Annotated in this window: 25 protein-coding genes; 14 read left to right on the forward strand and 11 right to left on the reverse strand. The window is 54.7% G+C overall.

Features of this window, described 5'->3' with window-relative positions; genetic code table 11:
• Positions 1–140 precede the first annotated feature (140 nt).
• Together nuoM and nuoN are read left to right on the forward strand one after the other, a co-directional pair.
• Positions 141–1670 carry an NADH-quinone oxidoreductase subunit M gene (gene nuoM, locus J4728_RS09465; RefSeq protein WP_000926431.1) on the forward strand — a complete coding sequence of 510 codons (1530 nt, stop codon included), beginning with the start codon at positions 141–143 and terminating at the stop codon, positions 1668–1670.
• A gap of 6 nt (positions 1671–1676) precedes the next feature.
• Positions 1677–3134, forward strand: coding sequence for an NADH-quinone oxidoreductase subunit NuoN (gene nuoN, locus J4728_RS09470; RefSeq protein ID WP_045901367.1), 1458 nt, complete (start codon positions 1677–1679; stop codon positions 3132–3134).
• A 377-nt stretch (positions 3135–3511) separates the two neighbouring features.
• Here the strand turns inward: nuoN and J4728_RS09475 are convergent, their stop codons facing one another.
• Entirely contained in the window at positions 3512–3679 is a 168-nt protein-coding gene (locus J4728_RS09475) for a DUF1877 family protein (protein WP_223149278.1), read from the reverse strand.
• Positions 3680–4138: 459 nt separating this feature from the next.
• Here J4728_RS09475 and J4728_RS09480 point away from each other — a divergent pair, with 459 nt between their 5' ends.
• On the forward strand, positions 4139–5920 hold the full coding sequence (locus J4728_RS09480) for a vWA domain-containing protein (RefSeq protein WP_023200433.1): 1782 nt from the start codon (positions 4139–4141) through the stop codon (positions 5918–5920).
• Between the two features lie 40 nt (positions 5921–5960).
• Here J4728_RS09480 and J4728_RS09485 read toward each other — a convergent pair whose 3' ends face one another.
• Positions 5961–6962 carry a chemotaxis protein gene (locus tag J4728_RS09485; protein WP_208211652.1) on the reverse strand — a complete coding sequence of 334 codons (1002 nt, stop codon included), beginning with the start codon at positions 6960–6962 and terminating at the stop codon, positions 5961–5963.
• 65 nt (positions 6963–7027) lie between these two features.
• A complete protein-coding gene (gene rbn / locus J4728_RS09490; RefSeq protein WP_000419093.1) occupies positions 7028–7945 on the reverse strand; it encodes a ribonuclease BN in 918 nt (305 codons plus the stop codon).
• 60 nt (positions 7946–8005) lie between these two features.
• On the opposite strand from rbn, the gene J4728_RS09495 reads away from it, so the two are divergent.
• From J4728_RS09495 to pmrD, 9 genes are all read left to right on the forward strand, one after another.
• A complete protein-coding gene (locus J4728_RS09495) occupies positions 8006–8467 on the forward strand; it encodes a GNAT family N-acetyltransferase (RefSeq protein ID WP_000568155.1) in 462 nt (153 codons plus the stop codon).
• A 54-nt stretch (positions 8468–8521) separates the two neighbouring features.
• A complete protein-coding gene (gene elaB / locus J4728_RS09500) occupies positions 8522–8827 on the forward strand; it encodes a stress response protein ElaB (protein ID WP_001519663.1) in 306 nt (101 codons plus the stop codon).
• Positions 8828–8927: 100 nt separating this feature from the next.
• Positions 8928–10223 carry an isochorismate synthase MenF gene (gene menF, locus J4728_RS09505; RefSeq protein WP_000555674.1) on the forward strand — a complete coding sequence of 432 codons (1296 nt, stop codon included), beginning with the start codon at positions 8928–8930 and terminating at the stop codon, positions 10221–10223.
• Between the two features lie 85 nt (positions 10224–10308).
• The gene (gene menD, locus J4728_RS09510) at positions 10309–11979 is read left to right on the forward strand and encodes a 2-succinyl-5-enolpyruvyl-6-hydroxy-3-cyclohexene-1-carboxylic-acid synthase (protein ID WP_000116392.1); all 1671 of its coding nucleotides are present in this window, start codon (positions 10309–10311) and stop codon (positions 11977–11979) included.
• A complete protein-coding gene (menH, locus tag J4728_RS09515; RefSeq protein WP_000979134.1) occupies positions 11976–12734 on the forward strand; it encodes a 2-succinyl-6-hydroxy-2,4-cyclohexadiene-1-carboxylate synthase in 759 nt (252 codons plus the stop codon). Before menD ends, menH begins: the two co-directional genes overlap by 4 nt.
• A 14-nt stretch (positions 12735–12748) precedes the next feature.
• On the forward strand, positions 12749–13606 hold the full coding sequence (gene menB, locus J4728_RS09520) for a 1,4-dihydroxy-2-naphthoyl-CoA synthase (RefSeq protein ID WP_000640013.1): 858 nt from the start codon (positions 12749–12751) through the stop codon (positions 13604–13606).
• The gene (gene menC, locus J4728_RS09525) at positions 13606–14568 is read left to right on the forward strand and encodes an o-succinylbenzoate synthase (RefSeq protein WP_021000546.1); all 963 of its coding nucleotides are present in this window, start codon (positions 13606–13608) and stop codon (positions 14566–14568) included. The genes menB and menC overlap by 1 nt, the downstream gene beginning before the upstream one ends.
• The gene (gene menE, locus J4728_RS09530; RefSeq protein WP_208211654.1) at positions 14565–15932 is read left to right on the forward strand and encodes an o-succinylbenzoate--CoA ligase; all 1368 of its coding nucleotides are present in this window, start codon (positions 14565–14567) and stop codon (positions 15930–15932) included. Before menC ends, menE begins: the two co-directional genes overlap by 4 nt.
• 97 nt (positions 15933–16029) lie before the next feature.
• A complete protein-coding gene (gene pmrD, locus J4728_RS09535) occupies positions 16030–16287 on the forward strand; it encodes a signal transduction protein PmrD (RefSeq protein WP_000455132.1) in 258 nt (85 codons plus the stop codon).
• Here the strand turns inward: pmrD and arnF are convergent.
• From arnF to arnB, 7 genes are read right to left on the reverse strand one after another with little or no spacing between them, the layout of a single operon-like run.
• Positions 16282–16659 carry a 4-amino-4-deoxy-L-arabinose-phosphoundecaprenol flippase subunit ArnF gene (gene arnF, locus J4728_RS09540; protein WP_000538694.1) on the reverse strand — a complete coding sequence of 126 codons (378 nt, stop codon included), beginning with the start codon at positions 16657–16659 and terminating at the stop codon, positions 16282–16284. The genes pmrD and arnF overlap by 6 nt on opposite strands.
• Positions 16659–16994, reverse strand: coding sequence for a 4-amino-4-deoxy-L-arabinose-phosphoundecaprenol flippase subunit ArnE (gene arnE / locus J4728_RS09545; RefSeq protein WP_000579485.1), 336 nt, complete (start codon positions 16992–16994; stop codon positions 16659–16661). The genes arnF and arnE overlap by 1 nt, the downstream gene beginning before the upstream one ends.
• Entirely contained in the window at positions 16991–18637 is a 1647-nt protein-coding gene (gene arnT / locus J4728_RS09550) for a lipid IV(A) 4-amino-4-deoxy-L-arabinosyltransferase (protein ID WP_079840229.1), read from the reverse strand. Before arnT ends, arnE begins: the two co-directional genes overlap by 4 nt.
• A complete protein-coding gene (gene arnD, locus J4728_RS09555; protein ID WP_000169769.1) occupies positions 18634–19533 on the reverse strand; it encodes a 4-deoxy-4-formamido-L-arabinose-phosphoundecaprenol deformylase in 900 nt (299 codons plus the stop codon). Before arnD ends, arnT begins: the two co-directional genes overlap by 4 nt.
• Entirely contained in the window at positions 19530–21512 is a 1983-nt protein-coding gene (arnA, locus tag J4728_RS09560) for a bifunctional UDP-4-amino-4-deoxy-L-arabinose formyltransferase/UDP-glucuronic acid oxidase ArnA (RefSeq protein WP_001749045.1), read from the reverse strand. The genes arnD and arnA overlap by 4 nt, the downstream gene beginning before the upstream one ends.
• Entirely contained in the window at positions 21509–22492 is a 984-nt protein-coding gene (gene arnC, locus J4728_RS09565) for an undecaprenyl-phosphate 4-deoxy-4-formamido-L-arabinose transferase (RefSeq protein ID WP_000458893.1), read from the reverse strand. The genes arnA and arnC overlap by 4 nt, the downstream gene beginning before the upstream one ends.
• 2 nt (positions 22493–22494) lie before the next feature.
• Positions 22495–23634 carry a UDP-4-amino-4-deoxy-L-arabinose aminotransferase gene (arnB, locus tag J4728_RS09570; RefSeq protein ID WP_001279284.1) on the reverse strand — a complete coding sequence of 380 codons (1140 nt, stop codon included), beginning with the start codon at positions 23632–23634 and terminating at the stop codon, positions 22495–22497.
• A 298-nt stretch (positions 23635–23932) separates the two neighbouring features.
• Between arnB and pmrG the strand changes: the two genes are divergently transcribed.
• Positions 23933–24538, forward strand: coding sequence for a lipopolysaccharide core heptose(II)-phosphate phosphatase PmrG (gene pmrG, locus J4728_RS09575; protein WP_000879258.1), 606 nt, complete (start codon positions 23933–23935; stop codon positions 24536–24538).
• A gap of 44 nt (positions 24539–24582) precedes the next feature.
• Here the strand turns inward: pmrG and nudI are convergent, their stop codons facing one another.
• The gene (gene nudI, locus J4728_RS09580) at positions 24583–25008 is read right to left on the reverse strand and encodes a nucleoside triphosphatase NudI (RefSeq protein ID WP_001249902.1); all 426 of its coding nucleotides are present in this window, start codon (positions 25006–25008) and stop codon (positions 24583–24585) included.
• 278 nt (positions 25009–25286) lie between these two features.
• Here nudI and J4728_RS09585 point away from each other — a divergent pair, with 278 nt between their 5' ends.
• Positions 25287–25829, forward strand: coding sequence for a YfaZ family protein (locus J4728_RS09585; RefSeq protein ID WP_001670658.1), 543 nt, complete (start codon positions 25287–25289; stop codon positions 25827–25829).
• Positions 25830–25927: the final 98 nt, after the last annotated feature.

Raw genomic sequence — 25927 nt, forward strand, 5'->3', positions numbered from 1 at the left:
GATGATTCGCGAAGCTCACCCCTACGGGGCCGTCCTTACGGACGTTCAAAACGCGCTGCGTTTTGTGTGAGCACTGGCAGGATTTGGGCTGACGAGTGAGATAGCCTGAGCAGGAGTAAATATAAGGGACATACTTAGCTATGTTATTACCCTGGTTGATATTAATCCCCTTTATCGGCGGCTTTCTATGCTGGCAGACCGAACGCTTTGGCGTGAAGGTGCCGCGCTGGATAGCGCTGATTACCATGGGGCTGACGCTGGCGCTCGGTCTGCAATTGTGGTTGCAGGGCGGCTACTCACTGACGCAATCCGCCGGTATTCCACAGTGGCAATCTGAATTTGTCCTGCCGTGGATCCCGCGTTTTGGCATCTCTATCCATCTGGCGCTCGACGGACTGTCGCTGCTAATGGTGGTGCTGACCGGCCTGCTCGGCGTTCTGGCGGTGCTTTGCTCCTGGCGAGAAATCGAAAAATATCAGGGCTTCTTCCACCTGAACCTGATGTGGATCTTAGGCGGCGTTATCGGCGTGTTCCTGGCCATCGACATGTTCCTGTTCTTCTTCTTCTGGGAAATGATGCTGGTGCCGATGTACTTCCTGATAGCGCTGTGGGGCCACAAAGCTTCTGACGGGAAAACGCGTATCACGGCGGCGACCAAGTTCTTCATCTACACCCAGGCGAGTGGTCTGGTGATGCTGATTGCCATCCTGGCGCTGGTCTTTGTGCACTACAACGCGACCGGCGTGTGGACCTTCAACTATGAAGAGCTGCTGAATACGCCGATGTCCCACGGTGTGGAATATCTGCTGATGCTGGGCTTCTTCATCGCCTTCGCGGTGAAAATGCCGGTGGTTCCGCTGCATGGCTGGCTGCCGGATGCGCACTCCCAGGCGCCGACCGCCGGTTCCGTCGACCTGGCCGGTATCTTGCTGAAAACCGCCGCTTACGGTCTGCTGCGTTTCTCCCTGCCATTGTTCCCGAACGCGTCGGCGGAGTTTGCGCCTATCGCCATGTGGCTGGGCGTTATCGGCATTTTCTACGGCGCGTGGATGGCCTTTACCCAATACGACATCAAGCGCCTGATTGCCTATACCTCCGTTTCCCACATGGGCTTCGTGCTGATCGCTATCTACACCGGCAGTCAGCTGGCGTACCAGGGCGCGGTGATTCAGATGATTGCGCACGGTTTGTCCGCGGCGGGTCTGTTCATTCTGTGTGGCCAGTTGTACGAACGTCTGCATACGCGTGACATGCGTATGATGGGCGGCCTGTGGGGCAAAATGAAATGGTTGCCTGCGCTGTCCATGTTCTTTGCGGTGGCGACGCTCGGGATGCCGGGCACCGGTAACTTTGTCGGCGAATTTATGATTCTGTTCGGCAGCTACCAGGTGGTGCCGGTGATTACCGTGATCTCCACCTTTGGGCTGGTATTCGCCTCTGTATACTCGCTGGCGATGCTGCATCGCGCTTACTTTGGTAAGGCGAAGAGCCAGATTGCCAGTGTAGAACTGCCAGGGATGTCGCTGCGCGAGCTGTTTATCATTCTGTTGCTGGTGGTGCTTCTGGTACTGCTTGGCTTCTATCCGCAGCCGATTCTGGATACCTCGCATTCTGCGATGAGCAACATCCAGCAGTGGTTTGTTAATTCCGTTACTACTACAAGGCCGTAAATCGCCATGACAATAACTCCACAACACCTGATTGCGCTGCTACCGCTGCTGATCGTCGGCTTGACGGTGGTGGTTGTGATGCTCTCCATTGCGTGGCGACGCAATCACTTCCTCAATGCCACGCTGTCGGTCATTGGGCTTAACGCTGCTCTGGTTTCGCTTTGGTTTGTCGGCCAGGCGGGCGCCATGGACGTCACCCCGCTGATGCGGGTTGACGGTTTCGCCATGCTCTATACCGGGCTGGTGCTGCTGGCGAGTCTTGCCACCTGTACCTTTGCTTACCCGTGGCTGGAAGGTTACGACGACAACCGGGAAGAGTTCTACCTGCTGGTGTTAATCGCCAGCCTGGGCGGAATTCTGCTGGCGAACGCCAACCATCTGGCGGCGCTGTTCCTCGGTATTGAACTGATCTCACTGCCGCTGTTCGGCCTGATTGGTTATGCTTTCCGCCAGAAACGCTCGCTGGAAGCCAGTATCAAATACACCATCCTCTCCGCCGCCGCCTCGTCTTTCCTGCTGTTCGGGATGGCGCTGGTCTATGCGCAGTCCGGCAACCTGTCTTTCGAAGCGCTCGGTAAGAGCCTCGGCGATGGTATGCTGCACGAGCCGTTGCTGCTGGCGGGCTTTGGCCTGATGATTGTCGGTCTGGGCTTTAAACTCTCTCTGGTGCCGTTCCACCTGTGGACGCCAGACGTTTACCAGGGCGCGCCTGCGCCGGTTTCTACCTTCCTGGCGACGGCGAGCAAAATCGCTATCTTCGGCGTGGTGATGCGTCTGTTCCTGTATGCGCCGGTAGGCGACAGCGAAGCGGTACGCGTGGTGCTGGGCATTATCGCCTTTGCCTCTATCATCTTCGGTAACCTGATGGCGCTGAGCCAGACCAACATCAAACGTCTGCTCGGTTACTCTTCTATCTCTCACCTCGGCTATCTGCTGGTGGCGCTGATTGCCCTGCAGAGCGGCGAGATGTCGATGGAAGCGGTAGGCGTTTATCTGGCCGGTTATCTGTTCAGCAGCCTCGGCGCGTTTGGCGTGGTCAGCCTGATGTCCAGCCCGTTCCGCGGCCCGGATGCCGACTCCCTGTACTCTTACCGTGGTCTGTTCTGGCACCGTCCGGTTCTTGCCGCGGTGATGACGGTGATGATGCTGTCGCTGGCAGGTATCCCAATGACGCTGGGCTTTATCGGCAAATTCTACGTGCTGGCGGTCGGCGTTCAGGCCAGCCTGTGGTGGCTGGTCGCCGCCGTGGTGGTGGGTTCCGCGATTGGTTTGTACTACTACCTGCGCGTTGCGGTGAGTCTCTACCTGCACGCGCCGCAGCAACCGGGACGCGACGCGCCGACAAACTGGCAGTACAGCGCAGGCGGTATCGTGGTGCTGATCTCCGCGTTGCTGGTGTTGGTACTGGGCGTCTGGCCGCAGCCGCTGATTAGCCTTGTGCAACTGGCGATGCCGCTGATGTAATGCCGCGTTGATGATGTCAATAACCGCCGATTTATCGGCGGTTGAGGCTGATGAGCAACACCGGAGCCTCTAAATGTTGGATTGCATCCAACTTATGAAAACCTGTGACGCATAGAGACCATAGACTCGTTGGGTGAGGCGTAGCCGAAACCCAACACTTTTTCAACGAACACAGAACCAGATGCCGGATAAGGCGTAGTCGCCATCCGGCATCAACGTTGTATTAGTGGCGTAGGTTGGGTGGAGCGAAGCTAACCCAAATTCATACCCAACACGTCCCGACGAACGAAGAGCCGGATGTTGGGCGGTTCCGTAAGCGCCAGCGGTTTCATATGGGTAATTCACAATAATTGTCGAAGTGATAAACATATGGCCCATTACTCCGCTATAAAAATTATAACGTGACTGTCATTTCTCAGGCATCGCTGATAAAAACTCAGCAGTTTGTCCATTTCTTGCATCAGGCAGTGGAACAACTCTCCCAACTGTTTTCGTGACCCGTTTCCCGGATAAATGTCTATCTCATCGACTTCAATGGGAAAAATTTGATCTGAAGCGTATTTCTGTTAGCGTTTTTCAAGGCGTCCGATCGCGCTCAGTTCATTATTTCATGTGACGGCAGCATATAATATCTTTCCATCAATAACGTGAGTGTCGGCACGGCTTAATGGATTGCTGTTTGGTGGGTTGTAAAAGGAAGTATCGGCGAGGGCACAGTGCAGATAGTCCCCCATCTTATATATTCACTTTTGGTAAATCGGTCACCTGTAAATAGTGTTCTTCACGCAGAATCTGTGGGTCGAACGCCAGCAACTGATTAAGCCGTTCATCTTAAACGTAAATATTATTTACCTCAAAAATATAATTATCTTTTTTATTATTGGTGGCTATTAACGCAGGTAAAATTATTTTCTACTTTCGTCATGCTGATAATAAAAGTAAAGCGGAATATAATGCAGGACATCTGCAGAGAATTACCCGAATATAATTGAAAAGGAATTTGTATGCTTAACGGAAAAACATTAATGCTGTTGTTGGGTGGGGTTATTCTCTCGGGCTGTGGGCCGGAGCCCTCCGACCCGCAGGGAAATAATCCGGCTGAGTTAAAACAGAAGCGGACTATCCAGAAAGAAAATAGCGCTCAGGCCGGGGATGACACTGTCCAGAAAAGACAAGCCGAGGCCGCCCAACAGGCTGCGAAAAAAGCAGCCGAATATGCTGAAGCCAAAGCCCTGGCAGATGCCAAAGCGGCATCTCTGGCAACAGCCGAAGCACCGCAATATGTAATGCAGACACGTGCCGCGGCACCAAAAGCGTTCGCTGCACAAGGCGGTAATGTAATGGGGACCGCGCGTTACGAACACTACGATGAAAATCCGATTAAACAGGTAAGTCAGGCGCCGCTCGCCACGTTTAGTCTGGATGTAGACACTGGCAGCTACGCTAACGTGCGGCGCTTTCTGAATCAGGGACAACTGCCGCCGCCGGAAGCCGTGCGGGTAGAAGAGATGCTCAACTACTTTCCCGCCCCTCAGCCCGTTGCGGATAAGCAGGATAACACGAAACCCATTGCGGCCTGTATACCGATGCCATTTGCGGTTAAATACGAACTGGCTCCCTCGCCGTGGAACGCGCAGCGTACGCTATTAAAAGTTGATGTTCAGGCCCGGGACATGCAGACCAGTGAACTGCCACCTGCCAACCTGGTTTTTCTCATTGATACTTCCGGCTCTATGCAGCCAGCGGAACGCCTGCCGCTGATCCAGTCGGCGCTAAAACTGCTGGTGAACGATCTGCGTGCGCAGGATAACATCACGATTGTGACCTACGCGGGCGGCACTCACGTCGCGCTGGCGTCTACAGCGGGAAATAACACAACCGCGATTAAAGCGGCAATTGATAATCTGGATGCTTACGGGAGTACCGGTGGTGAAGCGGGATTACGACTAGCCTACGAGCAGGCCGAAAAAGGGTTTATCAAAGGCGGCGTTAACCGCATTTTGTTGACCACCGACGGTGATTTTAACCTCGGTATTACCGATCCCAAAGACATCGAAGCTCTGGTAAAAAAAGAGCGCGAGAAAGGTATTACCTTATCTACGCTGGGCGTCGGCGATGACAATTTCAACGAAGCCATGATGGTGAGAATTGCTGATGTGGGTAACGGCAATTACAGCTACATCGACTCCCTCTCCGAGGCGCAAAAAGTCCTCAAGGATGAGATGCATCAAACGCTGGTCACCGTTGCCAAAGATGTAAAATCGCAAATCGAATTTAATCCGCAGTGGGTGACTGAGTACCGGCAGATTGGTTATGAAAAACGCCAACTGCGCGACGAGGATTTCAATAACGATAAGGTTGATGCCGGTGATATCGGCGCGGGTAAACACGTCACGCTATTCTTTGAACTGACGCTTAACGGGCAGAAAGCCTCGGTGGATAAACTGCGCTACGCTCAGGACAAAGCCGCCTCAAAGCCAACAAAATCAAGCGAGCTGGCGTGGATCAAATTGCGCTGGAAAGCGCCGCAGGGCAGCGAAAGTACATTAGCCGAGTTCCCGGTCGTTATGGGAAAGATGCCGATCTTTGCTGACGCCTCTGAAGATTTTCGTTTCCGCGCGGCGGTAGCGGCTTTCGGGCAAAAACTGCGTGGCTCAGAAACGCTGGCAGATACGACCTGGCCGCAAATTATTAAATGGGGTGAACAGGCGCGCGGGGAAGATAGACAAGGCTATCGCGCGGAGTTTATTAAACTGGTAAAACTGGCGGAAGGCTTGTCTCACTAAGCGTCAGGGGATGCCTGTACTGTAGGCATCCCCTGTTACGTCAGGCGCTTTTGCGGCTGATCAGTGGTCCCTGGCTGTTTGTTGCTGCGCGCTCCAGCACTTCCTGAATGACCGAAGAGAGTTCGTTAATCTCAAACTTGGCCACGTAGCCGTCGGCCTGCACTTTACGTATATGATCTTCATTGGCGCTGCCGGAAAGGGAAGAGTGGATAACGACCGGGATCTTTTTCAGCCGTTCATCGGCTTTAATTTTACGCGTTAACGTAAAGCCATCCATCTCCGGCATCTCAAGATCTGTCAGGACCAGCGCGATTTTCTCGCTAATTGGCTTACCTTCGGCCTCCGCTTCCTGCGCCAGTTGCTGGATTCTCTCCCATGCATCCTTGCCGGTCACATGCATCTGGTGCGGAATTCCCATCGCGTTCAGCCCTTTTTCCAGCATCGCGCGGGCGACTTTGGAGTCTTCCGCCACAATGGCTACCGCGCTAGGGGTAATATAAAATTTATTGGTCTTCAGATTGGTGGCGCGCAGATCGTGGCTGGAGGGGACAATATCATAAAGGATCTGCTCAACGTCGAGCACCAGCGCCAGGTTGTTGGTTTCTTTGTTATCATCCAGGCAGGCAATACTGGTGATGTAGCGACCGTTGACGGCTTTCTCGGCGGTATGCACCTGTTGCCAGTCAAGACGCATAATATTTTCCACCGACTCGACGGCAAATGCCTGTACGCTGCGCGCATATTCGGTGATCAGCAAAATATTCAGCCCGGTTTCCGGCTTGCAGCCCGCTACCGCTGGCAAATCAATCACTGGAATGACCTGATCCCGAATATTGACCATGCCCAATAGCGGCGCTTTCATGCCTGCCGGGCGCGTAAAGGCGGGCATTGGTACGATTTCGCGCAGCTTAAATACATTGATGCCGAACAGCTCTGACTTCTGTTCATGCAGCGATGTACCAAGACGGAATAACAGCAGTTCAAAACGGTTGGACAGGGTTAAATTGGCCCTGTCATCAATATCTTTCTGAAAATTGTCCATCCTAACCTCATTATGAAAGCCTGCCTTTTTTAGTGTTATCGGCAATGAGGACAAAAAATGGAGCGCTAAACCGGGAAAACAGAAAAATCGTAAGCCAGCTCCGTCGCCGGGAAAATAGCGCGGCATTCCGCCAGTAAGCGCTGACAGCCTTTATCGTCATAGCGTGAGCTAATATGGGTCATGATCAGCCGACCGACGGCAGCTTCCCGCGCCAGCGTCGCGGTTTGACGGGTGGAGCTGTGTCCGCGAGCGTTGGCTTTCTCCTCCATTGACGCATCCAGCGTGGTTTCATGGACCATCACATCCACACCTTGCGCCAGCGCGAGGGCGGCCTCGCAGGGCGCGGTATCGCCGAAAATCGCCACTGATTTCCCGGCCACGGCGGGAGCAAGGTAGTCGGCGCCATTGATCTGCCTTCCATCGGCAAGCGTGACGGTTTTTCCTGCCTTCAACGCCTGAAACAGCGGGCCGGGCGTAACGCCTGCGGCTTTTAACGCCCTGGCATTCAGCGCGCCAGGCTTGTCATGTTCAACAACGCGATATCCGTAGCACTCCAGTGGATGCTCCAGCCTGAATGCGGTCACTTTACGCAGACCGTCGTCAAGAATATCGCCTGCGCTAATTTCTTCAATTTGCAACGGAAAATCGGTCCATGAACCGCTAAGACGCAGTGTGGTTGCAATAAACTCACGCACGCCTTGAGGCCCGTATACGGTTAGCGGATGGGGGTTCCCCGCCATCGACCGGCTGCATAGCAGACCCGGCAGGCCAAACAGATGATCGCCGTGAAGATGGCTGATAAAAATGCGCTCAAGCTTACCGGGATGAAACGCGGTATTAAGCATTTGATGCTGTGTCCCTTCGCCGCAATCAAAAAGCCATACTCCCGGCTGCGTTGGATGTTGCAGATGTAATAAAATTGCCGTTACATTGCGTGAGCGCGTGGGAACGCCTGCGGACGTACCTAAAAAAATTAATTCCATCTTGTCCATACACGTTTGGTTATCGTTTAACCCAAGATTACCACAACACAGGAGCGCATCATGATTGACTGGCAGGATCTCCACCATAGCGAACTTACCGTTCCTCAACTTTACGCGTTACTCAAATTGCGCTGCGCGGTCTTTGTGGTAGAACAGCGCTGTCCTTACCTGGATGTGGATGGCGATGATTTAGTCGGCGACAATCGGCATATTCTGGGCTGGCATCAGGATGAGCTGGTGGCGTATGCGAGGATTCTGAAAAGCGATAACGAATCAGACCCGGTTGTCATTGGCCGGGTGATCGTCAGCGATGCCTGGCGAGGGGCGAAACTGGGCCAGCAATTAATGGCGAAAACGCTGGAATCTTGTGGGCGGCACTGGCCGGATAAGCCGCTATATCTGGGGGCGCAGGCGCATCTACAACCTTTTTATGCGCGGTTTGGTTTTATTCCGGTTACCGATGTTTATGACGAAGACGGCATTCCGCACCGGGGAATGGCGCGGGAGGTTCATCAGGCATAAACCGAAACCGTTGACTATAGTTAGGAGCAGGTGTTAACACAACGGAGAATGAGAATGTCATATCAATTTGGTGAATCACGTGTTGATGATGATCTGACTTTGCTCAGCGAAACGCTGGAAGAGATTTTACGTTCCTCAGGCGATCCCGCCGATCAAAAATACATTGAGCTGAAAGCCCGCGCGGAACAAGCGCTGGAAGAGGTGAAAAACCGCGTAAGCCATGCGTCGGATAGCTATTATTACCGGGCAAAGCAGGCCGTTTATAAAGCGGATGACTACGTTCATGAAAAACCCTGGCAGGGTATTGGCGTAGGCGCGGCGGTAGGACTGGTACTTGGACTGCTGCTGGCGCGGCGCTAAATCCCCCTACTGAACAGAATTGCAACCCTCCCTAAATGAGGTACTGCTTTTTTAGGGCAGTACCCCGTATAATGTGGGGTTTTTAACAGGGAGGGGCCGCGTGCATTCTATTACTACTGCGCTGGAAAATCTGACGCGTCAGCTATCGCAAGAGATACCGGCGACGCCAGGGCTTTGCGTTTTCGATGCGCCTTTCCCTTTAAACGATGCCTTCGATGCATTGAGCTGGCTGGCCAGCCAGTCATCCTTTCCGCAATTCTACTGGCAACAGCGCAATGGCGACGAAGAAGCTGCCGTTCTCGGGGCAATCACCGTTTTTTCATCGCTCGATCTGGCGCAACGGTTTTTACGTCAGCACGCGCAGCCTGACCTGCGTATTTGGGGGCTGAATGCGTTCGAGCCGAAAGAGGGCTACTTATTGCTGCCGCGGCTGGAGTGGCGACGTAGCGGGGGTACGGCGACCTTACGCTTACATCTGCACAGTGACGTTTCGCTACGCGATGATGCGCGCCAGGCGAAAGCGTTTCTCGCTTCTCTGGTCGGCATTAAGCCTGTTCCGGCGCTACGCCTTTCGCTCACGAGCGAACAACACTGGCCGGACAAAGACGGTTGGGTGAAGCTGATTCAGCAGGCCACCCACACCATTGCGCAAGAGGCGTTTGATAAAGTTGTGCTGGCGCGGGCCACCGACTTACAATTCTCCCGTCCGGTCAATGCCGCCGCGATGATGGCGTCCAGTCGTCGTTTAAATCTCAACTGCTACCACTTTTTTATGGCTTTTTCCGCTGATACCGCCTTTTTGGGATCATCGCCGGAGCGGCTCTGGCGGCGGCGTGAAACGGCGCTGCGTACCGAAGCGCTGGCCGGGACGGTGGCGAACCATCCGGATAACCATAAAGCCTGGCAGCTTGGCGAATGGTTAATGAAAGACGATAAAAACCAGCGAGAAAATATGCTGGTTGTCGAAGACATCTGCCAGCGACTGCAAAACTGCACCCACTCGCTGGATGTGCTGCCGCCGCAGGTGCTCAGACTGCGCAAGGTACAGCATTTGCGCCGCTGTATCTGGACGGCGCTTAATCAGGCGGACGACACGCTCTGCCTGCACCAGTTACAGCCTACCGCAGCGGTCGCCGGGATCCCTCGTGAACCCGCGCGTTGTTTTATAGAACAACATGAGCCGTTCGAACGTGAATGGTATGCCGGGTCGGCAGGCTATCTCTCCACGCGGCAAAGTGAGTTTTGCGTGACGTTACGTTCAGCCAAAGTGACGGCCAATGTGGTGCGATTGTATGCCGGCGCGGGAATCGTCCGCGGCTCCGATCCGGAACAGGAATGGCAGGAAATAGATAATAAAGCGGCCGGATTACGTACCTTATTGCAGATGGATGCGTAATGAGTCACATATTCCCGACCCATATCAATAATCCATTTTTGCAGCTCTTTATACTTAGTCCCAATGATTGATACCGGACAAACTCATGTCAGTAAGTGCATTTAACCGGCGCTGGGCGGCGGTCATCCTGGAAGCCTTAACCCGTCATGGCGTCAGGCATGTTTGTATCGCCCCTGGTTCCCGTTCCACGCCGCTCACGTTGGCGGCGGCAGAGAATCCTGCTTTTATTCACCATACGCACTTTGATGAGCGTGGGCTTGGTCATCTGGCGTTAGGGCTGGCGAAAGTCAGCCAACAGCCGGTTGCCGTTATTGTCACTTCAGGTACCGCCGTGGCGAACCTCTATCCGGCGTTGATTGAGGCGGGGCTGACGGGCGAGAAGCTCATTTTACTTACCGCCGATCGCCCGCCAGAGCTGATTGACTGCGGCGCCAACCAGGCGATCCGTCAGGCGGGGATGTTTGCCTCGCACCCCTCCCAAACTTTGTCGTTGCCGCGTCCCACGCAGGACATTCCGGCGCGCTGGCTGGTGTCGACCATCGACAATGCGCTCGCCATGCTTCATGCGGGCGCGCTGCACATTAACTGTCCTTTTGCCGAACCGCTGTATGGCGATATGAATGACACCGGTCTGGTCTGGCAGCAGCGTCTCGGCGACTGGTGGCAGGATGAAAAACCCTGGCTGCGCGAAGCGCGTCGACTGGAAAGCGACAAACAGCGCGACTGGTTCTTCTGGCGACAAAAACGCGGCGTTGTCGTCGCTGGGCGTATGAGCGCGGAAGAAGGCAAAAAAGTGGCGCAGTGGGCGCAAACTCTGGGATGGCCATTAATTGGCGACGTATTGTCGCAAACCGGGCAGCCGCTGCCGTGCGCCGACCTGTGGCTCGGCAACGCCAAAGCGGTGACCGAACTGCAGCAGGCGCAAATTGTCGTCCAGCTTGGCAGTAGCCTTACCGGAAAACGCTTACTGCAATGGCAGGCAACCTGCGAGCCGGAAGAGTACTGGGTAATCGACAATATTGAAGGTCGTCTGGACCCTGCGCACCATCGTGGACGCAGACTGGTAGCGAAAATCGCCGACTGGCTGGAACTGCATCCGGCGGAAAAACGTAAACCGTGGTGTGTAGAGATCCCGCGTCTGGCGGAACTGGCGTGGCAACGGGTGGTCGCGCAGCGAGACACCTTTGGCGAAGCGCAGCTGGCGCACCGTATCCGCGACTATCTGCCGGAGCAGGGGCAATTGTTCGTGGGCAATAGTCTGGTGGTGCGTCTGATCGACGCGCTGTCACAGTTGCCGGCTGGCTATCCGGTATACAGCAATCGCGGGGCGAGCGGCATTGACGGCCTGCTTTCCACGGCGGCAGGCGTGCAGCGCGCCAGCGCCAAATCGACGCTGGCTATCGTCGGCGATTTATCCGCGCTGTACGATCTTAACGCGCTGGCGTTACTACGTCAGGTATCTGCGCCGTTTGTGTTGATTGTGGTCAACAATAACGGCGGGCAGATCTTTTCCCTGCTGCCGACGCCGCAAAGCAAACGCGAGCGCTTTTATTTGATGCCGCAAAACGTCCATTTTGACCATGCGGCCGCCATGTTTAACCTGCGCTATCATCGCCCGGAAAACTGGGAAGAGCTGGAGTCTGCGCTGGCTGGCGCGTGGCGAACCCCGGCGACAACGGTGATTGAGCTGGTGGTAAACGATACGGACGGCGCGCAGACGTTGCAGCAACTTTTGGCTCAGGTAAGCCATCTATGATGTTGCACGCGCAGCACATGCCCGGACAGCCTGGGGCGCCCTCACTGGTTTTCCTGCACGGTTTTTCTGGCGATTGCCGTGAATGGCAGCCGGTTGGCGAACAGTTTCACGGCTGTTCGCGGCTCTATATTGACTTACCGGGACATGGCGGATCTGCGGCTATTCCGGTCGGCGGCTTTGCCGATGTCATCAGATTACTGCGCGCCACGTTAATTAGTTACAACATACTAAAGTTTTGGTTGGTGGGATACTCTCTTGGCGGCCGGGTGGCGATGATGGCAGCCTGCCAGGGAATACCCGGCCTGTGCGGCCTGGTGGTTGAAGGCGGTCATCCGGGGCTGCAAAATGAACAGGCGCGCGCTGAAAGACGATTGTCCGACGGGCGCTGGGCAGAGCGTTTTCGTCGTGAACCCCTGACTGAGGTTTTTCACGACTGGTATCAGCAGCCGGTGTTCGCCTCGCTGACGGCGCAGCAAAGGCAGGCGCTGACGGCGCTGCGTAGCCAGAATAACGGCGAAACGCTGGCTGCGATGCTGGAGGCGACATCGCTTGCCGCCCAGCCGGATTTACGCGAGGCGCTCAACGCGCTGGCATTTCCGTTTTATTATTTATGTGGCGAACGCGACAGCAAATTCCGCGCCCTGGCGCAGGAAGTGGCGGCGACATGCCATGTTATTCGTAACGCCGGACACAACGCGCATCGGGAAAACCCCGCTGGCGTGGTAGACAGTCTGGCTCAGATTCTGCGTCTCTGACTAAAGGACACACTATGATCTATCCTGATGAAACAATGCTTTACGCACCGGTAGAATGGCACGACTGCTCGGAGGGTTACACCGACATTCGTTATGAAAAATCCACCGACGGTATTGCAAAAATCACCATTAATCGTCCGCAGGTGCGCAATGCATTTCGTCCGTTGACCGTCAAAGAGATGATTCAGGCGCTGGCGGATGCCCGTTACGACGACAACGTGGGCGTGATTATTCTGACCGGCGAAGGCGATAAAGCGTTTTGCGCGGGCGGCGACCAGAAGGTGCGCGGCGATTACGGCGGTTATCAGGATGACTCCGGCGTGCATCACCTGAACGTGCTGGATTTCCAGCGCCAGATTCGCACCTGTCCAAAACCGGTTGTCGCGATGGTCGCGGGGTATTCTATCGGCGGTGGTCATGTGTTGCACATGATGTGCGACCTGACCATAGCGGCGGAAAACGCCATCTTCGGCCAGACCGGTCCGAAAGTCGGCTCCTTTGACGGCGGTTGGGGCGCTTCGTATATGGCGCGTATCGTTGGTCAGAAGAAAGCGCGTGAAATCTGGTTCCTGTGCCGCCAGTACGATGCGCAACAGGCGCTGGACATGGGGCTGGTTAACACCGTCGTTCCGCTGGCGGATCTGGAAAAAGAGACCGTGCGCTGGTGCCGCGAAATGTTGCAAAACAGTCCGATGGCGCTGCGTTGCCTGAAAGCGGCGCTGAATGCCGATTGTGACGGTCAGGCCGGGCTGCAGGAGCTGGCGGGCAACGCTACCATGCTGTTCTACATGACGGAAGAAGGGCAGGAAGGCCGTAACGCCTTTAACCAGAAGCGTCAGCCTGACTTCAGCAAATTCAAACGGAACCCATAATGCGTAGCGCGCAGGTATACCGCTGGCAGATCCCCATGGACGCGGGGGTGGTTCTGCGCGACAGGCGGTTAAAAACTCGCGACGGGCTGTATGTTTGTCTGCGTGACGGCGAGCGTGAAGGGTGGGGAGAGATCTCCCCGCTGCCGGGGTTCAGTCAGGAAACGTGGGAAGAGGCGCAGACGGCGCTTCTGACGTGGGTGAACGACTGGCTTCAGGGGAGCGAGGGATTACCCGAGATGCCTTCGGTCGCGTTTGGCGCAAGCTGCGCGCTGGCGGAACTGACTGGCGTCTTGCCGGAGGCGGCGGACTATCGCGCTGCGCCGTTATGCACTGGCGATCCTGACGATTTGGTGCTGCGGCTTGCCGATATGCCCGGCGAGAAAATCGCTAAGGTCAAAGTAGGTCTCTATGAAGCGGTACGCGACGGCATGGTGGTTAATTTGCTGCTGGAGGCGATCCCGGATCTGCATCTGCGTCTGGATGCGAATCGCGCCTGGACGCCGCTAAAAGCCCAACAGTTCGCAAAGTATGTTAATCCAGACTACCGCGCTCGTATCGCCTTTCTCGAAGAACCGTGTAAGACGCGGGATGATTCCCGCGCCTTTGCCCGTGAAACCGGCATCGCGATTGCCTGGGACGAAAGTCTGCGCGAAGCGGATTTCACCTTTGAAGCCGAAGAGGGCGTCAGGGCTGTGGTTATCAAACCTACTCTGACCGGATCGCTTGATAAAGTGCGTGAGCAAGTCGCTGCCGCCCATGCGTTGGGACTGACGGTGGTTATCAGCTCTTCGATCGAGTCCAGCCTCGGCCTGACGCAACTGGCGCGGATTGCCGCCTGGTTGACGCCGGGAACGCTGCCCGGACTGGATACCTTGCATCTGATGCAGGCGCAACAGGTTCGCCCCTGGCCCGGTAGCGCGTTGCCTTGTCTGAAGCGTGAGGAGCTGGAACGACTGTTATGACATTCACGGACTGGCCGTGGCGCCACTGGCGTCAGGTTCGCAGCCTGGCGCCCGCTCTGTGCCTGAACGATGAAGTGCTAAGCTGGCGCGCCCTCTGTGAGCGTATTGATGCGCTGGCGGGCGGGTTTGCCGCGCAGGGCGTACGCGAGGGCGACGGTGTCCTGCTGCGCGCCGGGAATCAGCCGCGCACTCTGTTGGCATGGCTTGCGCTGATGCAGTGCGGCGCGCGGGTTCTGCCCGTCAATCCGCAGTTGCCCCAGACGTTGCTGGAGGCGCTGGTGCCGAAGTTAACGCTGCGTTTTGCGCTGACACTGGAAGGCGAAAACGCGTTTTCCGGATTAACCGCGTTGCAGATACAAAAGAGCACAGCGGCGTATGCTGTGGACTGGCAACCGCAGCGTCTGGTTTCCATGACGCTGACATCGGGTTCCACAGGATTGCCAAAAGCGGCTGTACATACGTGCCAGGCGCATCTTGCCAGCGCGCAGGGGGTGCTTTCGCTAATGCCGTTTGGCCCTCAGGATGACTGGCTGCTATCGCTGCCGCTGTTTCATGTATCCGGGCAGGGTATTATGTGGCGTTGGCTCTTCGCCGGGGCGCGCATGACGGTACGCGATAAGCAACCGCTGGAGCAGATGCTGGCAGGGTGTACTCATGCTTCGCTGGTGCCGACGCAGCTATGGCGGTTGCTGGCGAATCGGGCGGCGGTGACGCTGAAAGCCGTTTTGCTCGGCGGCGCGGTGATTCCGGTTGAACTCACCGACCAGGCCAGCAAACAAGGGATTCGCTGCTGGTGCGGGTATGGGCTCACGGAGTTCGCGTCTACGGTATGCGCCAAAGAGGCCGATGGTTCGGATGATGTTGGCGCGCCGCTTCCCGGCAGAGAGATCAGAATCGTCGATAATGAAGTCTGGCTGCGCGCCGCCAGTATGGCGGAAGGTTACTGGCGTGATGGCAAACTGATCCCGCTGGTTAATGACGAAGGCTGGTTTGCCACGCGCGATCGCGGCGAGCTGAACCACGGCAGGCTAACCATCGCCGGGCGGCTGGACAACCTGTTCTTTAGCGGCGGCGAAGGCATTCAGCCGGAGGAAGTCGAACGCGTTATTAACGCGCATCCGCTGGTGCAACAAGCCTTTGTCGTGCCGGTAGAAGATAAAGAGTTTGGCCATCGTCCCGTTGCGGTTGTGGAGTATGCATCGCAGGCCGGAGACGTGAACCTCGCTGAATGGGTTCGCGATAAGCTGGCGCGTTTTCAACAGCCGGTTCGCTGGTTGACGCTGCCGTCAGAACTGAAAAACGGAGGGATTAAAATATCTCGCCGTGCGCTCCAGCAGTGGGTGTGTAAGATCTGTAAAAATTAATGTTAGGTTAATATACAACCATTCCATCGCTATTGCCGTTTTGTTTATCCGTTGATGTGTAACGTGTTATGAACAATCAGCGTGAAACGGGGGCGCTATGGAATGGTTGGTTAAGAAATCGCATTATGTCAAAAAGAGGGCGTGCCATGTTCTGGTGCTGTGCGATAGCGGCGGTTCGCTAAAAATGATCGCCGAGGCGAATTCCATGATATTACTGAGTCCCGGCGATATCCTGTCGCCTTTACAGGATGCGCAGTATTGTATTAATCGGGAAAAACACCAGACCTTAAAAATCGTTGATGCACGCTGTTATTCCTGCGACGAATGGCAGCGGTTGACGCGCAAGCCATCATGATCTGGCGGGCAGAAAAATCAGCATTACCCCCGCCATAATGCACAATACGCCGAGCATCGCTTTTAGGCTGAAAGCGCCTTGCAAACCGGGTAACAACATTGAGGCTACCCAGACAAGCACATAACTGAGACTCAGCAGCGCATAGGCTTTGCTGAGCGCGAGCGTGTGTAATGTTTTCTGCCAGCAGAAGACGGAAACCAGATACCCCGCCAAACCGGCGAATAGCGCCAGGGTCGCGGCATTAAATGCGCCCAGCCCGGAAATAAACGCCAGTGGATGCGCTATCGATGGCAGTCGCATCATGGCGAATCCTAAACTCAACTGGGCGAGGGAGGCAATCGCAACGCTTATCAGTCCCCACATTACGCCCATTATGCCGCACTCCCCAGAATGATAATGCCGCTGATAATTAATGCGACGCCCAACCAGTGGCGGGGCGGAACCTGTTCATGCCAGATTTTCCAGGCCGCCAGCGTGACCCAGACAAAATTCAGACTCAACATCGGGTAAGCAATTCCCACCGGCAGGGTTTGTAGCACCAGCAGCCACAGCACCATCGCTGCACCCATGCATATCAGCGCCAGGCCCAGCCACAGCATCAGGTGACGGCGGCGTCTGCCCGTCGTCAATGGCCGTGTCGCTTGCTTCTGGCAGAGCTGACCGCCAACGCTGAGCAGACTGGCAAGCACCAGAACGATGCCGATCATTTAGGCCGATACTGAATTAACACCAGACGCCCCTGATAATCAACATTGTCCGCAGGGGGAAGGGAAAGAGCGCTGATGTCTTCGTCTTTGTCTATTGAAAGTACTAGCGTAATAATGCCCTCCTGACGATGCTGGTTGAGCCAGGCGTTAAAATCGTCGGCTTTAACGAATTTATTCTGTACATCAGGATAGCTAAGACCATACCTGAGTTCGCCCGCGTGTCCGTAGAGCATAATATCGTCTCGTTTCAGACTCCAGGCCAGCCCGGCGGCGACGCCCACGCTGTCGGCAAGAATATAGCGGCTTGATGCCAAAGGCGCCTGGGTCATTTCGACAAAAAACTGTGGCTGTTTGGATTCCATCACCCTGTCGGGGACGGAAAAGCCGAACAGCAGCGCCAGTCCCAGCGGACAAAACGCGGGTAATAGGTATTTTTGGCTATGACAGAGGCTATACCAGCCCACAAACGCCCAAACAGTAAAGACGCCCCAGACGCAAAACACTTTATAGGTTTCGATATGCGTCCACACCGGCGATTTCAGCGGGCCCCATGAGGAGACGACAAACGCTGCGACGATCCCGACTAACCCGAACACCAGGTTGATCCCGCCGTTGACACGCAGCGCGGCGATGCCTTCTTTTACGTTATGCAGGACGAAGCGCGCCATGAGTATCGCTATCGGTGCGAAACAGGAAAGAACATAGGTGGGCAGTTTCCCTTTCGCAATGCTGAAAAAGAGAAGCGGCATGATCGTCCATCCGAGCAAATAGAATGCGCCGTTTCGCTCGCGCCAGCCCAGTTTAAGCGCGCCAGGCAGTAACCCCAGCCACGGTAAACTTCCCGCGAGCAGTACCGGCAGATAGTACCAGAAAGGGGCCTTATGCTGGGCATCGCTCATGGCGAATCGCTGGATATGCTCCACCCAGAAAAAGTAATGCCAGAAATCGGCTTCGCGCCGCGCAATGGCGATCGCCCAAGGAAGGACAACCACAAAGCAGCTCAAGACCGCCAGCCAGCCGTAAAGCAAAAAGTCCTTCCAGCGTTTCTGGACAATGACCCACGGCAGCACGCTCACCACCGGTACGGCCAGGGCGAGGAAGCCTTTAGTTAATACACCCAGACCGCAGGTTGCGCCCAGTAGCAAAAACATCCCAATCTTGCCCGTTCGGGTCGTGGCCTGCATCCCCTGCCAGAAACAACACATCCCGGCCGTAAGCCAAAGCGCGATCATCGGGTCGAGTACCGCATACGTCCCGATACTGTAAACGGCAAAGAGGGAGAGAAAGATAACGGAGGCGAGCAACGCGGTACGTTTATCCCGCCATAAGCGGAACGTCAGCCACGCCACCAGCGCTGCGGCCAGCAATGTCGTTAAAATAGCGCCAGCCCGCACGCCAAAATTGGTAGCGCCAAAAAGCCACTGACCCAGACTGTTTATCCAGTAACCGGCTATCGGTTTTTCAAAATAACGTAATCCCAGAAAATGCGGCACGATCCAGTCGCCAGACGCCAGCATCTCCCGACTTATTTCGGCATAGCGCGTTTCATCCGGCTGCCAGAGCAGGCGGCTATTGACAGGAATAACATAGTAGAGCGCGATAAATGCGGCGAAAGCCAGATAATAGCGTATCGATTTCATCATGAGGCGCTCGCTGCCTGTTGGCACCCCAGCCAACCTTCACGGCCAGGGATGTGTCCACGTACAATTTGCCCCAACGGCAGAGACTCAGGCGATGTCGGCAGCAGTTCGCCCAGAGGACAAAAGGTGATCCCCGCGTCACGTGCACGAACGAGCAAATCTTCAAACAGCGGCTGATGGACAATACCTTCGACTTCCGCATGGATGGTATATACCGGCGTGCCTTTGTCCTGCAACATACGGGAGATAATCCAGGTATTGAACGACTGCGCCTGAACGGCGGGGCCGATAACCTCATCCCATGTGGGTAAGGTGACCGGGATTTGCGGCGTCCCTGTCTGGCCCGGCATCAGTAGCGGACGGAATAAGGTGGTTCCACGGCAATCGCTGTTATACCTCAGGTTGAACGACTCCTTCGCACGAACAACGCGCCCATCCGCTCGCCAGCCGGCCGCGGCTGAGCAGGTGACGGGTTTTCCGATAATGGCCTCAAGTGCCGTTATGCCGCGCGCAATATCTTCTTCAAGCTGGCGGATACTCCAGTGGCCGCTGTGAGTCTGCCACGCATGGTGATCCCAGGCATGTAGTCCCGTCTCATGGTATGTTGCCGTTTCACGAATAATCCCGGCATTGGCGTTGCCGATATTTTTTCCCGGCCAGGCGGTACCGGCCAGCAGGATATCCCAGCCGTAGAGCGAGGCGGCGTTTGAACGTAGCATTTTCCATAAAAATCGCGGTCTTATCAGACGCCAAAGATGACGTCCCATATTGTCCGGCCCGACGCTGAAGAAAAAGCTGGCCTGAACGCCGTGGCGATGCAATGTCGCCAGCAGCCGGGGAACACCTTCACGCGTTCCTCGCAAGGTATCAACATCAATGCGTAAACCGACTTTCGTCATGATGCGCGTTCCGCGACATCTACGCTGCGCAGGAAGAAGTCCAGCGTTTCTTCAACCGTATCACGCATCGCAATAGACGGTTCCCAGCCCAGACAGCGCCTGGCATTGTCGATACTGGGTTTCCGGTGTGCGACATCCTGATAACCCTTGCCGTAATAACTACGGCTTTCGACGACCTGGAAACCGGCAAACGGTGGGAAATGGCAGCGCAGCGGATGCTTATCAAAACTGTCGAGCAACAGCGTCGCCAGTTCCTGAATACTGGCTTCGTTGTCAGGATTGCCGATATTAATGATTTTGCCATCGCACCGATCGCCATCATTCACAATAATGCGGAATAATGCTTCGATACCATCGCGAATATCGGTGAAACAGCGCTTCTGCTGACCACCGTCGATAAGCTTGATCGGCGTCCCTTCTACCAGGTTCAGAATCAACTGCGTTATCGCGCGTGAACTGCCGATACGCGCCGCGTTCAGGCTATCCAGCCGCGGCCCCATCCAGTTAAAGGGACGGAAAAGCGTGAAGCGCAATCCCTCTTTTTCGCCATAAGCCCAAATCACCCGGTCGAGAAGCTGTTTGGAAACGGAGTAAATCCAGCGCGGCTTATTCACCGGCCCGACGATCAGATTCGATTTGTCCTCGTCAAAAGAGGCGTCCGTACACATGCCGTACACTTCAGAGGTAGACGGAAAAACCACGCGTTTACGGTATTTTACGCAATAACGGATAATCCGCAGGTTTTCTTCAAAATCAAGTTCAAAGACGCGCAGCGGGTTGCGGGTGTATTCAATCGGGGTAGCAATTGCTACCAGCGGCAGTACGACATCGCATTTTTTGACATGATATTCGATCCATTCTGAGTGGATGCTGATATCTCCCTCCACGAAATGAAAGCGAGGGTGGAGCAGGAATCGGCTAATGGCGTTGCTGCCGATATCCATACCGTAGACCTCGTAATTCTCTTCATTCAGTAACCGTTCGGTCAAATGATTGCCGATAAAACCGTTGACGCCGAGGATGAGAACGCGAATGCGACGTTTACCGCTGGTCGCTGGTGGACGATTCAAACGCGCGCCCGCCACCAGACCAAGCGTCTGTGCAAGCTGCGAGCCCTGTACAGTAATACCGTCTCCGGCCTGGCCGGTAATAATCTCCAGCGCGCCATCGGCGCAGGCGACCCGCAGCGGAGAGACCGAAATTACCGAGCCGGGAAGCGCGCCCTGCGCATCCGGACAAATTCGGGAAGACCAGATAGTGAATTTTTGCGAGCCGTTATAGCTGAACGCGCCGGGCCAGGGGGCGGCTACCGCCCGCACCAGGTTATGCACCGTGGAAACCGGTTTGTGCCAGTCGATAAGGCCATCTTCCGGCCTGCGGCGACCATAATATGTAGCGTCAGACTCACGCTGAGGAACAGAAGGTATATCGCCGCATTTCATGGTGGGCAGGATGCTATTAAGCAACTGGCGCGCGGCCTGACATAGCTTATGATGCAGGGTAAGCGCAACATCGTCCTGCGCAATAGCGACGCGTTGACTGGCGACAATCTCTCCGGCGTCGGCACGTTTGACCATACGATGCAGCGTTACGCCCGTTTCGCTTTCGCCGTTAACCAGAACCCAGTTTAGCGGCGCACGGCCACGATAGGCAGGCAATAGAGAACCGTGCAGATTGAACGCGCCAGCCGGGGCGAGGTGCAGAATTTCTTCGCTTAACAGGTTGCGGTAATAGAACGAAAAAATAATATCCGGCGCAAGCTCAGCGATGCGGTCGACCCAGATAGGATGATTTACGTTATCCGGCGCATAAACCGGAATCCCTAATCCTGCCGCCAGCCGGGAGACGGAGCCAAAAAAGGTGTTTTCCGCAGGATTGTCGGCATGAGTGAAAATCGCGGCAATCTCATATCCTGCATCCAGTACGGCCTGCACGCCCTGACATCCCATATCGTGGTAGGCAAAAATAACGGCTTTCATTGGTGACTTTCCTCAGTAAACGGCGTGCTTTCCGGGTAGATAACTTGTTGAACAAAATAGCGGGGGCGGGCGCGGACATCGTTATAAATGCGACCAATGTATTCGCCCAGCAGCCCCATACCGATGAATTGCGCGCCGATGAAGGTAAACAGGACGGCAAAGAGCATAAATACGCCTTCCGCCGCCCACTGCGGCCCCAGCGCCAGGCGAAGTACAATAAGCAATACCGACAGGCTAAACCCGCCGATGGCGATAACGCTGCCCAGCAGGCTCAACAGGCGCAGCGGCGTCGTCGTCAGGCAGGTCACCAGGTCATACATCAGGTTAATGAGACGCATAAAACTGTATTTAGAGTCGCCAAATTCACGTTCAGCGTGATGCACCGGGATCTCGGTAGCCCGACGAGCGAAAATGTTGGCCAGAATAGGGATAAAGGTGCTGCGTTCATGGCAGCGCAACATGGTATCGATAATAGGGCGGCGATAGGCGCGTAACATGCAGCCGTAATCGCCCATCGCTTTGCCCGTTGTGCGCTGGATCAGCAGATTAATGATTTTTGACGCCGATTTGCGAAACAGGCTGTCCTGTCGGTTCTGGCGCACGGTGCCTACCACATCGAACCCTTCATCGGCTTTCGCCACCAGGCGCGGGATCTCTTCCGGCGGGTTTTGCAGATCGGCATCCAGCGTAATGATGAGATCGCCGCTTACATGGCTAAACCCCGCCATAATTGCTGCATGTTGACCGTAGTTACGGTTGAGTAAAATAGAGATGATATGGCTATCGGCCTCCTGGGACGCCTTAACCATCAGCTCCGCCGAGCTATCGCTGCTACCATCATCTATCAATAAAATCTCCCACGCTTTGCCCAGGCTCTCGCAGGCGGTGGTGGTGCGTCTTATCAATTCCGGCAGGCTTTCCTGTTCGTTATAGACAGGAATAACCACCGAGACTTTTTTTATGGGGGCGGCGTCAAACATGCTTATTGTCCTGCTATCTGATGAAGGGCGGTAATGACTCGATCAAAGTCACTCTCGGTCATGTCCGGGAAGAGCGGCAGTGAGCAGATCCGCTCGCTGTTCCACTCGGTGTCAGGCAGCGTGAGCGTTGGGAAACGTTCGCGATAATATTTTTGCGTATGCGCGGCGCGGAAATGCAGCCCTGTGCCGATGCCTTTCGTTTTCAGCGATGCCATCAGAGCATCCCGGGTAATACCGCAGCGGGCTTCATCGACCCGGATAATGAATAAATGCCAGGCGTGAATATGCTCCCACGACGGAAGGCTCAGAGGCTGAAAAGGCAGGTCTGCCATTGCTTGGTGGTACTGCGCTGCGATGGCGGCGCGGCGAGCGTTAAGCGCATCCAGTTTCTGTAACTGAGCAAGCGCGATAGCGGCGTTGAGGTCGGGCAAATTATATTTGTAGCCCGGCGCCAGGACTTCCGCTTGTGGCGCGCGTCCCCCGCTCTGTCGATCCCAGGCATCAACGCCAAGCCCGTGAAACTTGAGACTGCGCAGTTTATCGGCGAATTGCGGGTTATCCGTGACGACGATACCGCCTTCAGCGCAGGTAATGTTCTTAATGGCGTGGAAGGAGAAAATCGCGGTGCCCCGGGCGCCAATGTGGCGACCTTTGTAGCTGGTTCCTGTCGCGTGCGCCGCGTCTTCAATCACTGGAATGCCATAACGCTCGCCAAGAGCGTAAATAGCGTCCAGATCGGCGGGCGCGCCAGCGTAGTGGACGGGGATAATTGCTTTGGTTTGTGGCGTAATCGCGGCTTCGATATGTTCAGGCGTGACCATCAGCGTATCGCGATCGACATCGACCATGACGGGGTTCGCGCCGAGTAAAACGATCATATTTAGCGTAGAAACCCACGTCATTGACGGTGTAATGACCTCGTCGCCTTCACCAATGCCCAGCGCCATCAACGCGATGTGCATACCGGCAGTGGCTGAACTGACGGCAACGGCATATTGATTGCCAGTTAGCCGACAAAACGCCGCTTCCAGTTCCTGATTTTTCGGGCCGGTTGTTATCCAACCTGAGTCCAGTACGGTCTTAACGGCAGCAAGCTCTTCCGCGCCCATCGCCGGACGGGAGAAAGGCAAAAAGTCCGACATCATTTTTCCTTCAGCCATTGAAAGCCGCTTTTCAAATATTTCGGCAATAGAAAAGGGCTTATTTTTTAACGCATTTAGCTGAACCCTACTAGATGAATATTAAATTAACATTAAGAAATTAAGGTGAAGTAAAAAGATAATTTTTAACGGAATTATGCTTTGCTTTCGCCGAAAGTTTAAGGCATTTTATGCATGCCCAAAAGCTGTTTTTATGTTTCTGGCCTGGTCTTCCGTTGCGGAATTTCATTTTAATCGTATTGCTATTAAGTTAGCTGCACTGTCTGCCTGAGAGGTTAATGTGCTGGCATTTACCCTACGCTTTATTAAAAACAAACGCTATCTCGCGACTCTGGCGGGGGCGTTGGTTATTATCGCCGGGTTGACCTCACAACATGCCTGGAGTGGTAACGGTCTACCGCAGATTAACGGTAAAGCGCTGGCGGCGCTGGCGAAGCAGCATCCGGTAGTCGTGTTATTCCGCCATGCCGAGCGGTGCGATCGTTCCGATAATACCTGCCTGTCAGACAGCACGGGGATTACGGTCAACGGTGCGCAAGATGCCAGAGCGCTGGGTAAAGCCTTCAGTGCCGATATACAAAATTACAATCTCTATTCCAGTAATACGGTGCGCACCATCCAGTCGGCAACCTGGTTTTCTGCGGGCAGGTCGCTTACGGTGGATAAAAAAATGATGGATTGCGGCAGCGGTATTTATGCTTCAATCAATACGTTACTGAAAAAGTCGCAGAATAAAAATATAGTCATTTTTACCCATAATCATTGTTTGACGTATATTGCAAAAAATAAGCGCGGCGTAAAGTTTGATCCGGACTATCTTAATGCGCTCGTTATGCATGCGGAAAACGGAAAACTCTTTTTAGATGGTGAATTTGTTCCCGGCTAGCCGCATGTTAAAAGCGTAAAGACAGCCTGAAGCGGCTGTCGTCATTATAATAACCCTTTCAATGCTAATGTGTGGCGTGTCGCTACATTCAAATCATACAGCGCCAGTTCTTCTGGCTTGACCCAGGCGTAGTCCTGAAATTCGTCGTTAATACATATATCGCGGTTAGCGGAAACACAGTCGAAGATGAGATAAATCATATAAATCTCTTCTTGTCTGCCATCAGCGTAGGTTTTAACGCGGATATCGTCGCGGAAGGTCCACGGCGTAATATCGCTCAGAATCAGTTGTTCGCCGAGTTCCTCCCGAATCTCCCGACGCAGCGCCTCTTCAATGCGTTCGCCTGGCTCGACCCCGCCGCCCGACAGCGCCCACTGACCGGGAAAGACGCCGCGGTTGTCGGCCATTTTGCACAGCAGATAACAGCCATCATTTTGAATTAATGGGCAAACTATAGTTCGTTGACGCATAAGTCGCTTCCTTAAACCACCAGGTCGTCAGCTTAACAAATCATTCTGCGAAATTCTTTGTGAAAAATGGAAGCGATAACGCAGACTGCGTTTTTTGTTAATCCTGTTGATGCAGGCGTCGCCATGTGATGGCGCAATGATGCGGCATGGCGAAAGTAGTATTTCGTTACAATATGTTTTTGGAATGGTTTTTTAGTGCATTGATTCCTCAGCGTCTGGCAGTACAATTCTGCCGTTTTGGGGAGTTTTTCTTTATGTGCTTGCTGGAAAGGGTAAAAATGAAAAAAAGCATATTATTAGGTTTTGCCGGAATGCTGTTCGTTTCTGCATCGGCGCAGGCCATCAGTATTAGCGGCCAGGCGGGCGAAGATTACACCAACATTGGCGTGGGTTTTGGTACGGAATCGACGGGACTGGCGCTAAGCGGCAACTGGATGCACAACGATGATGATGGCGACGCTGCGGGCGTGGGTCTGGGGCTGAACATTCCGGTGGGACCGCTGCTGGCGACGGTAGGCGGTAAAGGTATTTATACCAATCCGAAAGACAGCGATGAAGGATATGCGGCGGCTGTCGGCGGTGGGCTACAATGGAAAATCGGCAACAGCTTCCGTCTGTTCGGCGAGTATTATTATTCACCAGATTCGCTGTCCAGCGGTATCGACAGTTATGAAGAAGCGAATGCAGGCGCGCGTTTCACCATTATGCGCCCGCTGAGCATTGAAGCCGGTTATCGTTACCTGAACCTGGCGGGTAAAGACGGCAACCGCGATAATGCGATTGCTGACGGCCCTTATGTTGGCGTAAACGCCAGCTTTTGATGCTAACGGCGCGGCAATCGTCGCGCCATATTCCTCCTTTTCCCGTCATTCTTCTTTCCACGTCCTATTCCTCTTTGCGTTATAGTGTTTTCATCATA

The sequence above is a fragment of the Salmonella sp. 32070601201500089SM genome (assembly GCF_017573605.1).
GTDB lineage: Bacteria > Pseudomonadota > Gammaproteobacteria > Enterobacterales > Enterobacteriaceae > Salmonella > Salmonella enterica.